General features: G+C 40.0%; 17 protein-coding genes and 3 pseudogenes. 14 read left to right on the forward strand and 6 right to left on the reverse strand.

Features of this window, described 5'->3' with window-relative positions:
* Positions 1-30 precede the first annotated feature (30 nt).
* Positions 31-567 carry a substrate-binding periplasmic protein gene (locus PN838_RS09190; RefSeq protein ID WP_272180461.1) on the forward strand — a complete coding sequence of 179 codons (537 nt, stop codon included), beginning with the start codon at positions 31-33 and terminating at the stop codon, positions 565-567.
* A 57-nt stretch (positions 568-624) separates the two neighbouring features.
* The gene (locus PN838_RS09195) at positions 625-789 is read left to right on the forward strand and encodes a hypothetical protein (protein ID WP_272180462.1); all 165 of its coding nucleotides are present in this window, start codon (positions 625-627) and stop codon (positions 787-789) included.
* 90 nt (positions 790-879) lie between these two features.
* Here PN838_RS09195 and PN838_RS09200 read toward each other — a convergent pair whose 3' ends face one another.
* Together PN838_RS09200 and PN838_RS27165 are read right to left on the reverse strand one after the other, a co-directional pair.
* Positions 880-1,095, reverse strand: a complete 216-nt coding sequence (locus PN838_RS09200; RefSeq protein WP_441295802.1) for a MerC domain-containing protein — start codon at positions 1,093-1,095, stop codon at positions 880-882.
* Positions 1,082-1,267 carry a MerC family mercury resistance protein gene (locus PN838_RS27165; RefSeq protein ID WP_370661015.1) on the reverse strand — a complete coding sequence of 62 codons (186 nt, stop codon included), beginning with the start codon at positions 1,265-1,267 and terminating at the stop codon, positions 1,082-1,084. Before PN838_RS27165 ends, PN838_RS09200 begins: the two co-directional genes overlap by 14 nt.
* Positions 1,268-1,630: 363 nt before the next feature.
* Here PN838_RS27165 and PN838_RS09205 point away from each other — a divergent pair, with 363 nt between their 5' ends.
* The 10 genes and pseudogenes from PN838_RS09205 to PN838_RS09250 all read left to right on the forward strand — a co-directional run bounded on the left by PN838_RS09205 (position 1,631) and on the right by PN838_RS09250 (position 10,081).
* Positions 1,631-3,331, forward strand: coding sequence for a DUF4856 domain-containing protein (locus tag PN838_RS09205; RefSeq protein ID WP_272180463.1), 1,701 nt, complete (start codon positions 1,631-1,633; stop codon positions 3,329-3,331).
* Positions 3,332-3,419: 88 nt separating this feature from the next.
* The gene (locus PN838_RS09210) at positions 3,420-4,706 is read left to right on the forward strand and encodes an imelysin family protein (protein ID WP_272180464.1); all 1,287 of its coding nucleotides are present in this window, start codon (positions 3,420-3,422) and stop codon (positions 4,704-4,706) included.
* Between the two features lie 34 nt (positions 4,707-4,740).
* A complete protein-coding gene (locus PN838_RS09215; protein ID WP_272180465.1) occupies positions 4,741-5,043 on the forward strand; it encodes a hypothetical protein in 303 nt (100 codons plus the stop codon).
* A gap of 99 nt (positions 5,044-5,142) precedes the next feature.
* A complete protein-coding gene (locus PN838_RS09220; RefSeq protein WP_272180466.1) occupies positions 5,143-5,511 on the forward strand; it encodes a hypothetical protein in 369 nt (122 codons plus the stop codon).
* Positions 5,512-5,540: 29 nt separating this feature from the next.
* On the forward strand, positions 5,541-6,170 hold the full coding sequence (locus PN838_RS09225) for a TonB-dependent receptor (RefSeq protein ID WP_272180467.1): 630 nt from the start codon (positions 5,541-5,543) through the stop codon (positions 6,168-6,170).
* Positions 6,171-6,196: 26 nt separating this feature from the next.
* A pseudogene (locus PN838_RS09230) lies at positions 6,197-6,919 on the forward strand (TonB-dependent receptor domain-containing protein); the annotation flags it as partial.
* 467 nt (positions 6,920-7,386) lie between these two features.
* The gene (locus PN838_RS09235; protein WP_272180468.1) at positions 7,387-8,055 is read left to right on the forward strand and encodes a sterol desaturase family protein; all 669 of its coding nucleotides are present in this window, start codon (positions 7,387-7,389) and stop codon (positions 8,053-8,055) included.
* A 192-nt stretch (positions 8,056-8,247) separates the two neighbouring features.
* A complete protein-coding gene (locus PN838_RS09240; protein WP_272180469.1) occupies positions 8,248-8,895 on the forward strand; it encodes a flavin reductase family protein in 648 nt (215 codons plus the stop codon).
* A gap of 93 nt (positions 8,896-8,988) precedes the next feature.
* A complete protein-coding gene (locus tag PN838_RS09245; protein ID WP_215963499.1) occupies positions 8,989-9,414 on the forward strand; it encodes a thiol-disulfide oxidoreductase DCC family protein in 426 nt (141 codons plus the stop codon).
* Positions 9,377-10,081, forward strand: coding sequence for an SDR family NAD(P)-dependent oxidoreductase (locus tag PN838_RS09250; RefSeq protein WP_370661016.1), 705 nt, complete (start codon positions 9,377-9,379; stop codon positions 10,079-10,081). The genes PN838_RS09245 and PN838_RS09250 overlap by 38 nt, the downstream gene beginning before the upstream one ends.
* Before the next feature lie 119 nt (positions 10,082-10,200).
* Here PN838_RS09250 and PN838_RS09255 read toward each other — a convergent pair whose 3' ends face one another.
* A complete protein-coding gene (locus tag PN838_RS09255; protein WP_370661017.1) occupies positions 10,201-10,509 on the reverse strand; it encodes a TIGR02450 family Trp-rich protein in 309 nt (102 codons plus the stop codon).
* Positions 10,510-10,525: 16 nt separating this feature from the next.
* On the reverse strand, positions 10,526-10,639 hold the full coding sequence (locus PN838_RS09260; RefSeq protein ID WP_272180470.1) for a hypothetical protein: 114 nt from the start codon (positions 10,637-10,639) through the stop codon (positions 10,526-10,528).
* A 1-nt stretch (position 10,640) separates the two neighbouring features.
* On the opposite strand from PN838_RS09260, the gene PN838_RS09265 reads away from it, so the two are divergent.
* On the forward strand, positions 10,641-10,787 hold the full coding sequence (locus PN838_RS09265) for a hypothetical protein (RefSeq protein ID WP_272180471.1): 147 nt from the start codon (positions 10,641-10,643) through the stop codon (positions 10,785-10,787).
* Positions 10,788-10,939: 152 nt separating this feature from the next.
* Here the strand turns inward: PN838_RS09265 and dnaJ are convergent.
* Together dnaJ and dnaK are read right to left on the reverse strand one after the other, a co-directional pair.
* A pseudogene (gene dnaJ / locus PN838_RS09270) lies at positions 10,940-12,075 on the reverse strand (molecular chaperone DnaJ).
* Between the two features lie 110 nt (positions 12,076-12,185).
* Positions 12,186-14,115, reverse strand: a pseudogene (gene dnaK / locus PN838_RS09275) (molecular chaperone DnaK).
* 308 nt (positions 14,116-14,423) lie between these two features.
* Here dnaK and PN838_RS09280 point away from each other — a divergent pair.
* Positions 14,424-14,798, forward strand: a complete 375-nt coding sequence (locus PN838_RS09280) for a hypothetical protein (protein WP_272180472.1) — start codon at positions 14,424-14,426, stop codon at positions 14,796-14,798.
* Positions 14,799-14,918: the final 120 nt, after the last annotated feature.

A 14,918-nucleotide genomic window follows, 5' to 3' on the forward strand; every position in this document is an offset into this window, starting at 1 on the left:
CTTACGCTTTGGGCATCAAGCTCTGTTGCCGTGCAACGAGTCCGTATCATTACCGTTGAAGAAGCCCCTGCGAACTATTTAAACTCGTCTGGTCAAGCCGATGGCTATGTCACAGAGATCATCAACGCTATGCAATTGAACATACAATCGCAATCTAATCTACTGACTGAAAACCAACAAGCTGTTGCCATTGAATTTGTACCTGAAGCCCGCAGTTTAAGTATTCTGCAAAGTGACAAAAACGTCGTAATGTTCAGTATTTCAAAAACAAAATCTCGCCAGAACCAATATTTATGGATCGGGAAAGTCATGAAAAAGGCTTGGCAGGTATATAGCTTGCCCGACACTCAAATAGAAATTTCAGACATCAATGCACTTCGACAACTAGATGCTATAGGTGTTGTCAGAGGGGATATAAGAGAAGAGTGGTTAATTGGAAAAGGTTTTAGTAACTTACAGTCTGTCACGCACCATGCGCAAAATTTGCAAATGTTATTGCGCGGCCGAGTTCCGGTTATTATTCACGAACCTCTTGGCATATTGTCCAACCTGCAGGCGATTGACTAGGGCATTGAAATAGTTAAGCCAACCTACCTACTTAATACTTCATCTGTTTATATCGTCATGTCTGCGTCATCGGATCCGGAAATTTTCAACCAATGGCGTAACGCTTATTTATCGATAAAACAAGATGGCACATTAAAAGAGATAAGTTTGAAATGGCAAAGTAAAATTTATGCCGAACTAAGTGTATTACCGGAAATAAAGGACGACGTATTAGTTTTTTAATTAAAGCTTAAAAAACGAGATAGCTAGGTTAATGTTGTACGAAATAAGACTTTTACTTAGTGCGTTTTCACTTCATGCACTAAACATTTTTTATTGGGCTAATTGTGCCATTGATATTGAAGTACGTTTCAAACTTTGACGGTTAAGTAAATGAGAAGATATTACTAAAATACTACCTACAACCGTAAACCAAGTTTCAACATGTTCACCAATAGTGACACCAAAAATCAAGGTTAAGATCCCAACCACACCAACCATAGCCGGTTGCGGGTTTTTATGAGTACGGTAAGCTCTAGGAATACTCACAGCTAAGATAACAATTACAGGTAATAGCAGAACAGTATGTAGCTAAGGTTTCATGCATTTCTTCAGCAACAAAATTTAGACCTAAACTAACGCCACCAGATAACAAGATCACAGGCAAAATGCAGTGTAATACACACAAAAAAGATAACCATGCACCAGCGATGTCTCTCATTTCACTAAACCTTATTATTTAACAGGATTGATATAATATAACATTACATTTTTTTGAGCCAGATTTATTTTATTTTTATTTAGGTTTGCATCAAATTAAATTCTTTCGTTAGTCGGAACTAAATGGATGTTACAGCTAAACTGTGCCTGCCGTTTTACATTTGCCGTTATTACAATTTCTCATGACATCAAAACTCCACTTTTTAAACTTAATTAACAATCCCCCTCCGCAAAAGCAGAAGAAAATAACAATTTAGTTTCAACATATAAAAAAATAAATGCCCCAATCTAGATAATGAGATTGATTCTCATTAAGTTTTTGATTAACCTGTTCGGATTGATAACGATTCTCATTACGATAAAATTGGAAGCAACTCAGATGTTGAAAAAATCTTTAGTAACACTCGCTATTTTGGCTAATACCATGGCGATTACTGCATGTTCATCAGACGATGATAAAAACTCAGCACCTACCGGTATAAATTTAGCGACAACTTCAGTTGACGAAAACGAAGTTGGCGCAGTCATTGGCCAGTTAACGGCGGTTGATTCTGACTCTAACGATACGCATACCTTCACCCTCGATGACGCCCGTTTTGAAATTTCTGGCGTTCAGTTGTCACTTGCCTCTGACATCGCATTAAATTACGAAGTTGAAAGTACAGTAACGGTTAATGTCACAACAACAGACAGCGAAGGAAACTCGTTTTCAAGTGACCTCACTATTGATGTGAACGATGTTTTAGACAGATATGACTTTGGTGAACGAGTTTCTTATACCGGCCAAGTAGCTCGTCAGCTATTGATCCTTGAACTTAATAATTACATCGACAGCCAGCTAACAACTGACCTAAATAACAATGTATTAACCACACGTGACGAAGTTATTGCTAAATTGATGTCGTTTTACAAAATGACTTCGGACGAATATGTATTGGAAACAAGCCAAAACCCACTCACCGTTGCGACGACGCCAAGTGCCGTTCAAACTATTTTAGCCGACGTTTCTTCTTCTTTAAAAGATTTAAGCGGTAAAATTGCGGGTAATGACGCAACTGGTCAGCATAAAGATTGGAGTACAGAATTTGTTGCATTTGGCGACAAAGGAACCCGTACGCCAGAACAAGAAATTATTCGCCTATTTAATCTAATTGCAGACAATGCAGAAGAAGAATTTTTCAATGGCAATGCTCGTACAGACGCCTTTGGCGATACCATTACAAAAGTTTATTTAAGTGACGATGGCTTAGACTACAAACAGCTTATCCAAAAAATATTGCTTGGTGCAGTTAACTTTTCACAAGGTACTGATGATTACTTAGACAATAACATTGATGGTAAAGGTTTGTTGTCAACTCACGTTGTTGAAGCTGGTAGCAGTTACAGTGCTTTAGAGCATCAGTTTGACGAAGGGTTTGGCTACTTTGGTGCGGCACGTGACTATTTGGAATATTCAGATGACGAAATTTCCATAAAAGGTGGTCGTGACGATTATCAAGGCATGCACGATACAAATGGTGATGACGAGATTGATTTCACTTCTGAGTATATTTTTGGCCATGCGGCTAATGCTGCAAAACGTGACCGTGGTACTGTGACTAATGCAGCGCCAACCGACTTTACCTCAGATGCTATGAATGCCTTCCTAATAGGCAGAAAACTTCTTGCTGATACCGCCGGTACTGAACTAACTGATCAACAAATGGCTGATTTAATTGCCCAACGTGACATTGCCGTTGCAGCATGGGAAAAAGCCATCGCAGCAACAGTAGTGCATTACATAAACGATACACTTGGCGATTATGCGGCATTTGCAACAGACTCATTTTCTTATAGTGATTTGGCTAAGCACTGGTCAGAACTAAAAGGTTTTGCAATCAGTTTGCAGTTCAGTCCGTTCTCGCCATTAACACCAACGCAGCATGAACAAGTTAATCAACTTATTGGCGATGCTCCTGAATTAGTCAGTGACAATGTAGACAGCTACAAAGCCGATTTGTTGCAAGCTCAAGGCATACTCGCAACAGCTTATGCTTTTGATGCGGAAAACGTTACAAACTGGTAGTTTTTAAGTTTTATCAGTAAAAGCGATAGGCTGGCCAATGTGTCAGCCTTTTGTATTTTAAATTTGACAACAAAAGGTACAAGGTTAGATGAATTTTTCACGACATTTTTTGTCAGTTCCTCACATTAAATCAATCACGCTCAGTCTTACTTTATTGGTTTCAGCAGCATGCAGTGATTCGTTAACGAGCGAACAGGGAGCGGACTTTAAAGATGGACAAAGCGCCCCAGAAGTGGAAACAGAGTTTGACCAACTGGCATTAATAAATGGACTTACGACAAAAGTATTTTTACCTTTCATAGAACAATTTAAACAAGATACAACAACCTTAACTTCAGATATTAACGACTACTGTAGCTCGGTTGACGCATCAAATTCTGCCTCAGCACAGGCAGTTGAAGAATTAGCTATCGCCCAGAATAGTTGGCGCAACACTATGGATACTTGGCAAAAAATTGAAGTTATGCAAGTAGGCCCTCTCATTGAAAATGATTACAATTTAAGAAATGTTATTTATTCATGGCCGCTAGTCAATTATTGCGCGGTAGATCAAGATGTTGGTCACAATGAAGTTGGCCAATTTAACGGCGAAGATTATGATATAAGTCGTCGTACAAGCAATCGTAAAGGCTTAACAACTATTGAGTATTTGTTATTTAACGACTCTTTAGCTCATGCGTGTTCAAAGGACAGTTTGGCCCCCACAGGTTGGAATGAACGTCCAGCAGAAGAACGAATTAAGGCACGTTGTGAGTTTGCAACGGCAGTCGCTAATGACCTTAACCAAAATGCAACATTACTGCATACAAACTGGACTGACGAAACGAACGGTTTTCAATCACAATTGTTAAGCTCCGGTCAATCTGATAGCAGTTTTGCCTCACCACATAAAGCAATAAACGCGCTTACTGACGCTATGTTTTATATCGACAGCATAACCAAAGACAGCAAACTCGGTGCTCCCATTGGATTGGCTGATAATAGTTGTGGAAATATGGCATGTGTTGCTGATGTCGAGTCAAATATTGCGGATTATGGTTTAGCCAACATTCGTAATAATTTAGTGGCGTTTAGGATGTTATTTGTCGGTGGCAGTGATGAACCTGAAGATATCGGTTTTGATGACTTTCTACGCGAAGTAGATGGTGACGAGTTAGCTACAACTATGACAAACGACATAGACGCAGCAATAACGTTAATCGAACAGTTTAATGAAGCGACTGACACTCAGGTCTCTAACCAACCCGCTAAAGCGATAAATGGCAATATGAATGATGCTGTGACAACTAACCCAGAAAAATTCAAGCCATTTATGTTGCGGTCAAAAAAGTCACAGATAATCTTAAATCCTTGTTTATTACTTATCTCGCATTAGAACTGCCAATTACATCTGCCGGAGACGCTGACTAATGACGACCCGTATTTTAAATACCCTGATTATTAGCGCGGCAATAGTCGGGCACACTCCAGCCATAGCAAACCAAGACATCACAACTGATGACGTTAACAATACAAAGGTTAAGCAGCAAATAATTGCCGATGAAGTTAAGAAGCAGCAGTCAAAAATGGCGACTGAACATATGCAAATATTGGGGCGCACCGACAAGCTAAGAACTGAAGCAGGTTCCGCGACCTTGATTGATGAACTGGCACTCGACAAAATGGAATACGACGATATACATCGTATTTTAGCGCAAGTGCTCATGGGTTAATATTCGTCAAGAAGACGGTTACGGTTTACGCCCTAACATAGGTTTTCGTGGCGTGACGCCTGAGCGCAGTAAAAGATCAATATTCTTGAAGACGGTATATTGATTGGCCCTGCACCCTACTCCGCACCAGCAGCCTATTATTTTCCAAGCGTAAATCTAATGACATCCGTCGAAGTATTTAAAGGGCCTGCGGCAATTAAGTATGGCCCTAACACGGTTGCTGGCACATTAAATATGACGACACGGGTTATTCCAGAGTCATCTGAAGGTGCTATTGATTTAAGCTACGGCTCAAATGCGTATTCGAAAATCCATGCCCATTGGGGCAACTCAATTAACTTAGGTCCTAGTCAATTAGGGTTTATGTTAGAGGGTCTTTCGCTGTCTGCAGACGGTTTTAAAGATATCGATTTTGCTGAAAAAGCTTATATGACGAAGATAGTGGTTTTAACAAAAACGACGTTTTAGCAAAATTAAATTACCTAGTCTCCGGCACGTTGTTTGGTGAAGACGTTGATCATTATATCGAACTCAAACTAAGTCAGTCGGATGAAGACAGTAACGAAACTTACATGGGCTTAACGGATGGTGACTTTGCCTCTACGCCTTATCGTCGTTACGCAGTAAGTCAGGTTGGCAATATGGTTTGGGAACATAATCAGTCAATGTTGACCTATTCAATCTCAAACCAATCTATAATGTGGGTTAATCGCCTTTATAACAATACGTTTACCCGAGCTTGGCAAAAAGTAAATGGGTTTAATCACACCACAACGCTGCAAAACATTATTGCTAATCCAGCGGAATACGAAGACTTTTATCAAATACTGACCGGTGAACGCGATTCGATTGCCGTCAGCGAACAGCTCATTGTCGGCACCAACGACCGCAGTTATTATTCCCGGGGCTGGCAGTCTGATCTTTCGTATTCAACGGCAATTTTTGACATAGAACACGTTATTAAAACGGGCGTACGTGTTCATCAAGACCGCATTGACCGCGATCACTTTGAACAAAATTTTAAGATGACTCAAGGTATTATGACGCCAATAGATGATACGACCGAATTTACAACTGTCGATTATGAAAAAGCAATGCGGTTTCTGTCTACTTTGAAGATACGTTAAAGTTAAATGACCTAGAACTAACAGCCGGTGTTCGCGGTGAAATGGTTGACAGTCGATATCAAAACCGGCAAGTCGACGCCACCGAAGACTGGTTAGAAAAGTCTTCAACCACTTGGTTATATAGTTTGTCTGGGTTTTACACCTTAAATAACAATACAGGCATTTTTGCCGGAGTACATCAAGGTTATGTACCAACAAGTCCAAAGCAAGCGGCTAGCATCGAGCCAGAAAAGAGTGTCAATTATGAATTAGGTGGTCGCTATCAAAAAGGGGAAACAAAATTTGAAGCTGTATTGTTTTATAATGACTTCGAAAACTTGAAAGAAAGCTGCTCCTTTTCGACAAGTGCGTCTTGCACAAACACAGCCCTTCTTGACCAAGAATATAATGGCGGTGAAGTTGAAGTGTCTGGTTTAGAGCTCAGTTCGGGTAGTCGAGTAATAATTACCGACACTATAGATTTACCTTGGTCTGTGACATACACCTATACCGATTCTGCGTTTAAATCCGACTTTAATTCGACATTTGAAATGTGGGGCGACATCGAAAAAGGTGATCCGGTCCCTTACTTACCAAACAATCAATTTGCCCTTAATGTCGGCTTAGAGACAACAACATGGCAGCTTAGTGCAATTATAAAATACACGAGTGACATGCCAGAGGCGGCTGGTGACAATGTTTCTTTGTCTGGACTATCAACCGATGCCAGTACAGTAGTGGACATAAATGCCAATTACTCATTGCCTTAGTGGGCACACACTTTATCTTAAAATAGACAATATATTAGACGACGTCGCTTTAGTATCACGTCGACCATTTGGCGCACGACCAAGCAAACCCCAACAATTTTTTGTTGGTTATAAATATCAGTTTTAATTGATAAGATGACAAACTTAAGTTACTTCAACTTTGATTTTAAACTATGACCTTTTATGACGGGCTCGCTTTATTAAACGACAACCTGCTAGCGCACGTAACTAGCCCCAATAAACGTTTGTTTTGGGGCTATATTATTGCCACTTTGGCGATTGTTTTTGTCGTCAGTAGCCGTCATAAAAAAACACGAGCTTTTTAAAATATGTCTTAGACAAACGTATTTGGCTTCACCGCTCTGCAGCACATGATTATGTCATTTTTATAATTAACATTGTCATTAAAACTCTTATTATCACACCATTTTTGTTTGCTGTTGCACCAATTGCAATATGGGTCTCGTTTGGTACTGGAGAATATTTTTGGTGAACTCTCTGCTGTAGTCACTAATAAAACAGGTGTGGCGGTGCTATTTACCGTTATGCTCTTTTTAATGGACGACCTTACTCGATTTTTACTTCACTTAGCTTTACATAAGATCCCCGTTTTATGGGCATTTCATAAGGTACACCATAGTGCGCAGGTTTTAACACCGGTAACGGTTTATCGAATTCATCCGGTGGAAAGTGCACTTTATGCCATACGACTGCTGTTAGTTAATGGTCTTGTTTTAGGCTTGGGATTTTATTTGTTTAGCTACCAATTGCGGGTTATCGACATTTTGGGAGCCAATATGTTTATTTTTGCATTTAATGTTTTGGGGGCTAATTTGCGTCATTCACATGTTTGGTTTAGTTGGCCAAAAACAATAGAAAAGTGGTTTATCTCCCCTGCTCAACATCAAGTTCACCATAGTCGCGCTTTCATCCACCGAGACAAAAACTTTGGTACCACATTGGCAATTTGGGACCGTATGACACACTCATTAGTCTGCAGTCATGAATGTTCAAAACCAATAATATTTGGGGTAAGAGATAAAAAAATAAACCAATCGGTCGTAACTTTATACTTCAAGCCTATTGGTGATTTTGCCACGGTTTTGGTTAATATATTTAAACGCCCTACCAAATAATTTGTCTCGCTTAAATAAGTAAATAGCTTCTAAGCTTTGTGCCACCTTCATTTCGAGTCACCAAAGCAACTTTTATCACGTAATTGGTAACTGTTTTGCAATGTCATATTGATCAAATTTGATCTATTTTTTGCCCAGTGCGTAATACTGTAAGAAGACAGCACTTTTGAACTAGGTAACGAACATAACAACATGACCCACTTTAATGAAAATCAATTAAGCGAAATGCCAACACGGCAACGAGCGCAATTTATAAATAGTTTGTCCGGTTTTAAAAGCGCGAATTTAGTCGGTACGATAGATAACGCCGGGCAAACCAACCTAGCGATGATTAGTTCGGTGGTACATTTAGGCGCGTCTCCAGCATTAATGGGTTTTATCGTTAGGCCAAACACGGTCACTCGACATACGTTAGAAAATATTGAACAAACCAACCAATACACTATCAACCAAGTCAATAGCTCGATTTGGCAACAAGCACATCAAACGTCTGCACGATATGACAAAAGCCAAAGTGAATTTAGTGAAACCGGGCTAAGCCCTTTCTATATTGCGGGCGTTTCGGCGCCGTTTGTTGCTGAAAGTGAGTTAAAATACAGCCTAGAACTTCAACAAATTATTCCAATTGAATTAAACGGCACCTTGTTTGTTATCGGAAAAATAACTAACGTTATTTGTAACACCTCCGTTATCAAACAAGACGGATACATTGATATTGAAGCCATCGATACTGTTGCTATTTCTGGTCTAGACAGCTATCACCAAACCCAGAGACTCAGCCGGTTAAGCTACGCCAAGCCAGAAAGTATGACTCAACAAATTCCACTTGATGGCATGTGATTGTTGAAAATGAAGTAACTCCAGAATCTAAAAACACAGTTAAGCTAATTTAGTTCGCGTAAAACAGAACACAGACAAGTGAGGCAATACCTTATGATGACAATATTTTACGATGGTCAGTGCCCGCTTTGCTCATCGGAAATGCGGCATTTAAAACAACATGACACACATGATGTGATCAACCTAGTTGACTTGCACCAACAGGATTTTGCTAAACATTACCCCGATATCGAGTTCTCCAAGGCGATGGCGATATTGCATGGCCGCTATCAAGATAAGATATTACTTGGTCTTGAAGTGACCCATCGAGCATGGACACTTGTAGGAAAGGGCTTTTGGGTTGCACCGTTAAACTGGCCAATAATTAAACCAATAAGCCACTGGGTTTATCTTGTTGTCGCAAAATATCGACAGCCCATTTCCGCAGTACTCGCAAATTTATTTAACATCAAAACAGATACTTGCCAAAACGGAGCTTGTAATGCAAAAGCAACAAAGCCTAATCATTGGCGCAAATAGCGGCATCGCTAAAGCACTTGCCGCTGAAGTACTTTCTAGGTCTGACAAAGGACTCATATTAGTGAGTCGGGATTTAGCTATTTACGAGAATACAACTGGCCCACATATCCACAAAATCGAGATTGATAACTACCATGTTGACGAAATAAAGCGAGCGGTGAGAAAAATTCAAAAAGTCTCTAATCTCCCCATTACTCAGGTCTTTATTTGCCAAGGATTACTCCATAGCGACACGATAAAGCCAGAAAAGCGGTTAGAGGATATAGACACAGCTTCGTTCCAACAAATCGTCACAGTCAACGCGCTAACCCCTTTGCTTTGGCTTCAACAATTAGTCACTACCTTGACTGGTGCCCATAATTGCAAAGTGGTTGTATTTAGTGCTCGGGTCGGCAGCATTAACGATAATCAACTTGGTGGTTGGTATAGCTACCGGGCATCCAAAGCAGCGTTAAACATGATGCTAAAAAATGCCGCGATTGAACTGGCTAGGCGGGCCAAAAATATCAAAATCATTTCGTTTCATCCTGGAACAACTGACACTGAGTTATCCAAACCATTTCACGCTAATGTGCCTGCGGGAAAACTGTTTACCCCTAAATTTGTCGCCCAGCAACTTTTCACTATTTTAGCGAATACAGAAATAGATGGAACATTGAGTTTTTAGATTGGCAGGGAAAATCAATTGAGTGGTAAGTGACTGCATTTGTCACTATAACAAGTTGGCTTAATTAAGGCTTATGCTTCGAGTACAGAGTGAACTTAACTGAGCCTAATCTAAACAGACTAATTCCAACCCAGTCGCCACTTATCTGCTTGCTTTAGTTCTCGCCAATCCAATAAGTACTCATTGTTTGAAATCACGGCCTCCATTTTACACTCGACGACATTTTGCCATTCGTCAAACGTGACTGACGTTACCAAAAAATGCTTTTCTTTATTAGTCACGTGCACTTTAGTCCATTTACTGTTGAGTAATGCTTTTGGGCTCACTTGGTTTTTTGGCGCGTTATATTGGCAATGCCCTACGCCATTTACATTTGAAAGTGTTTCTATTGAGGCTGTTTTATTAGGTATTGTTGTATTAGATGTCATTGACTTAGGCCTTTTATTACAACTGTACAACGTGAAGGCATGGTGCACGTTCTGCATTACCACACATTTCGTCATATGCGGTTTGATATTCAATATCCGCAACCAAAATCCCTTTATTTCGTAATAGCATTTTGGCTTCTACTAATGAACTGCATGATATCACTTTACCTTGGGGATCTAGCGGTAAAGGTTATGCGCTGAGTCAATTACACCTACAAGATAGTGTGACGACTCTGCAATACAAAGAATCGTTGGCTTTAATACGTTGTCATATTTAGGTTGATTTGATGTGTACATAATTAAATTCCTGTCTGTTGCGTTAATTAATGTACGTTGGGACAATCCATTAAGATCACATTGAACATCGGCACTTTATTACAGGCATAAAAAACCTCGATAAACGAGGTTTTTTGAATTTATAAAAGCCTGATTAACTTGTTAAGTCATCAAAAAACTTCTTCACACCATCAAAAAAGCTTTGCTCTTTTGGACGGTATTTTGACGATTTACCAGACATGCTTTCATTAAACTGTTGCAACAATTCTTTTTGGCTTTCGTTTAAGTTGACCGGCGTTTCGATCATAACCTTACACATCAAGTCACCAATAGCACCACTGCGAACAGACTTAACGCCTTTGCCTCGTAAGCGGAACATTTTACCAGTTTGCGTTTCTGAAGGCACTTTAAGCTTAGCGCGACCGTCTAATGTCGGAACTTCAATTTCGCCACCAAGTGCAGCTGTACTGAAGCCAATTGGCACTTCGCAATACAAGTTATTACCGTCACGAACAAAAATTGGATGATCTTTAACATGTACTTGAACAAACAAGTCACCCGTTGGTGCGCCGTTTAATCCAGCTTCACCTTCACCACTTAGACGAATACGGTCGCCTGTATCAACGCCTGCTGGGATCTTAACCGATAAGGTTTTGGTCTTTTCAATTCGACCTTGACCATGACAAGAGTTACACGGATCTGAGATAACTTGACCTTGACCTTTACACGTTGGACAAGTTTGCTGAACCGCAAAAAAGCCCTGACGCATTTGCACTTGGCCATTACCATGACAAGTACTACAGGTTTTAGGAGACGAGCCTTTTTAGCACCACTTCCGCTACATGGATTACATGTTACCCAAGTTGGCACTTTGATTTCGAGTTCTTTACCACGAACGGCGTCTTCTAAACTCATTTCTAAGTTGTAACGTAAATCAGCGCCACGTTGTTGTCTGTGACCACCGCCACCACGACGACCACCGCCACCAAATATATCACCAAACACATCGCCAAATACGTCACTGAAATCACCGCCGCCATGACCATGACCACCGCCACGTCCGTTTTCAAACGCCGCATGACCATAACTATCATACTGGTGACGCTTGTCTTCGTCTGACAATATTTCGTATGCTTCTTTTACTTCTTTGAATTTTATTTCAAGATCTTTGTCACCGGCAGTACGGTCTGGGTGATACTTCATCGCCAAGCGTTTATACGCTTTTTTGATCTCACGTTCCGTTGAGTCTTTTGCTACTCCCAGAACTTCGTAATAATCGCGTTTAGACATGACTACGTTTAACCTATATTTTAAAAACAAAACAGGGCGTTTTAAAAACGCCCATGTTAATGACCTAAAAAGCCTGTGTTAGCATCGGCTAACACAGGACTGATTACATCTTATTTTTTATCGTCGTTTACTTCTTCAAACTCAGCATCAACGATATCGTCGTCCTGGGCATTTGACTGCTCAGCACCGGCTTCTGGGCCAGCTTGACCAGGTTGGCCGCCTTGTGCTTTAGCTTGAGCAAGCTCAACTAATTTTTGAGATGCTTCCATTAACGCTTGAGATTTTGCTTCAATATCTTCAACCGTACCAGACTTAGATGCAACCTTCAGCTCTTCAATCGCAGCTTCAATTGTCTCTTTGTCTTCAGCTGGTAAGTCATCACCAGCTTCACTGATTTGTTTCTCAGTTGCATGTGCTAGACCGTCAGCTTGGTTACGCGCTTGTGCTAGTTCCGCAAACTTCTTATCTTCTTCCGCGTTTGCTTCTGCGTCACGAACCATTGCTTCAATCTCATCATCCGACAAACCTGAGTTTGCTTGGATAGTGATCTTCTGTTCTTTACCAGTATCTTTATCTTTAGCAGATACATGTAAGATACCGTCAGCATCAACGTCAAATGTAACTTCGATTTGAGGCGTACCACGTTGCGCCGGACGTATACCTTCTAGGTTAAATTGACCTAAAGATTTATTACCTGATGCTTGTTTACGCTCACCTTGTAACACGTGAATCGTAACCGCAGCTTGGTTATCATCGGCAGTTGAGAATGTTTGTGATTGCTTAGTAGGAATCGTTGTATTTTTCTCAATTACCGGAGTCATTACACCACCCATAGTCTCTATACCTAGAGATAATGGCGTTACGTCTAATAACAATACGTCTTTAACGTCACCAGAAAGTACACCACCTTGAATCGCTGCACCAATTGCCACGGCTTCATCAGGGTTAACATCTTTACGAGGTTCTTTACCAAAGAACTCAGTAACAGCCTCTTGTACTTTAGGCATACGAGTTTGACCACCAACTAAGATAATGTCATTAACATCACTTACTGATAAGTCTGCATCTTTAAGTGCAACACGTAATGGTTCCAAAGTCGCTTGGATCATGTCTTCAACTAGAGACTCTAGCTTCGCACGAGTGATCTTAATGTTCATGTGCTTAGGACCAGATGCATCCGCTGTTACATAAGGTAAGTTAACTTCGGTATTTTGTGCTGAAGATAATTCAATTTTTGCTTTTTCAGCTGCTTCTTTAACACGTTGCATAGCAAGCGGGTCATTTTTAAGATTAACGCCTTGCTCTTTTTTGAATTCTTCAACTAAGTAGTTGATAACACGGTTATCGAAGTCTTCACCACCTAAGTGTGTGTCACCGTTTGTTGCTAATACTTCAAACGTTTGCTCGCCGTCTACTTCATCAATTTCGATGATTGAGATATCGAACGTACCACCACCTAAGTCGTATACTGCAACAACATTGTCGCTGCCTTTTTACCAACACCGTAAGCAAGTGCAGCAGCTGTTGGTTCGTTGATAATACGTTTTACGTCTAGACCAGCGATACGACCAGCGTCTTTAGTTGCTTGACGTTGTGAGTCATTGAAGTAAGCAGGTACAGTGATAACAGCTTCTGATACCGTTTCACCTAAATAGTCTTCTGCCGTCTTTTTCATTTTTTCAGAACTTCAGCAGAGATTTGTGGCGCAGCCATTTTCTCGTTTTTAACTTCAACCCATGCGTCGCCATTGTCAGCTTTAACAATTTTGAACGGCATAATGTCGATGTCACGCTGAACTTCTTTATCTTCGAAACGACGACCAATTAAACGCTTAATCGCGAATAATGTATTATTTGGATTAGTTACCGCTTGGCGTTTAGCCGGTTGGCCAACTAAAATTTCGCCTTCATCTGTGTAGGCGATAATAGAAGGGGTTGTACGATCACCTTCCGCGTTTTCAATTACGCGAGGCTTGTCACCGTCTAATACAGCTACACATGAGTTAGTTGTACCTAAATCAATACCAATAATTCTACCCATGGGATTACACTCCAAAACATCAATTAAAATAGGGTTATAAATTTGCTTGGAACTTAAGTGGGGTTGGCGGAAACATTTTCAACTATTTAATGCATATTTTTTACATTTTTTCTATTTACAGTGGAAAAAACCCAAGAAGTGGCCTTTTTTCGGCATATTAATCCGAATATTCGGGATTTAAGAACTATGGAAGAGTGCAGGCTTTCTAACCCGTTTGTTTCTATCGAGGAAAAAACAACAAACAATTGGTAATAATTGAACGAATTCCTTGTTATCATCAAGGCAACGAAACTATTAGCCAGTTTATTATGAAATTATTAATATCATTTTATTACCTCATTATCCTGATAATCGTTACGATGCCAGTAGCCATTGCCGCTAAAAAAACACCTCCAAAAGTGAGTATCAGGACGGTTTGTCAGTCAGAATTTGTCGAATGTTTAAATCGATTACCTGCAGAACTAATTAAGACCAAGGAACACCAAGACTTTTGGTATGTTTTAAAAATTTATGAATTTGAATCTCTATTTCAACTAAATTACACCCAAAGGTTGCATGAGGCGACGGCTAAGTATGTTGATTCCAAAAATATTAAGAGCAAAGAGTTTCAATTTTTAACTCGTATTTACCATGCGAAAACTCAGTTTGCGCAAAATAATGAAAAAAAGGTATCTATTATTTAGATAAAGCCAAGGGGCTTTTTAGTCAACTTACCTCGACTATTTCTAACCCTATTTATTTAATCCATTATGCCAATATCATTTTAGTTGAAGCACATCGTCTAAAAAAATCGGGATTAGTGG

The organism is Psychrosphaera algicola (genome assembly GCF_028401425.1).
Taxonomy (GTDB): Bacteria; Pseudomonadota; Gammaproteobacteria; order Enterobacterales; family Alteromonadaceae; genus Psychrosphaera; species Psychrosphaera algicola.

Coding starts and splice junctions, on each gene's coding strand:
- PN838_RS09210 (WP_272180464.1), top strand. CDS start 3,420: ATGAATTTTTCACGACATTTTTTGTCAGTTCCTCACATTAAATCAATC.
- PN838_RS09280 (WP_272180472.1), top strand. CDS start 14,424: ATGAAATTATTAATATCATTTTATTACCTCATTATCCTGATAATCGTT.
- PN838_RS09195 (WP_272180462.1), top strand. CDS start 625: ATGTCTGCGTCATCGGATCCGGAAATTTTCAACCAATGGCGTAACGCT.
- PN838_RS27165 (WP_370661015.1), bottom strand. CDS start 1,267: ATGAGAGACATCGCTGGTGCATGGTTATCTTTTTTGTGTGTATTACAC.
- PN838_RS09255 (WP_370661017.1), bottom strand. CDS start 10,509: ATGACATCTAATACAACAATACCTAATAAAACAGCCTCAATAGAAACA.
- PN838_RS09250 (WP_370661016.1), top strand. CDS start 9,377: ATGCAAAAGCAACAAAGCCTAATCATTGGCGCAAATAGCGGCATCGCT.
- PN838_RS09260 (WP_272180470.1), bottom strand. CDS start 10,639: ATGCTATTACGAAATAAAGGGATTTTGGTTGCGGATATTGAATATCAA.
- PN838_RS09240 (WP_272180469.1), top strand. CDS start 8,248: ATGACCCACTTTAATGAAAATCAATTAAGCGAAATGCCAACACGGCAA.
- PN838_RS09245 (WP_215963499.1), top strand. CDS start 8,989: ATGATGACAATATTTTACGATGGTCAGTGCCCGCTTTGCTCATCGGAA.
- PN838_RS09215 (WP_272180465.1), top strand. CDS start 4,741: ATGACGACCCGTATTTTAAATACCCTGATTATTAGCGCGGCAATAGTC.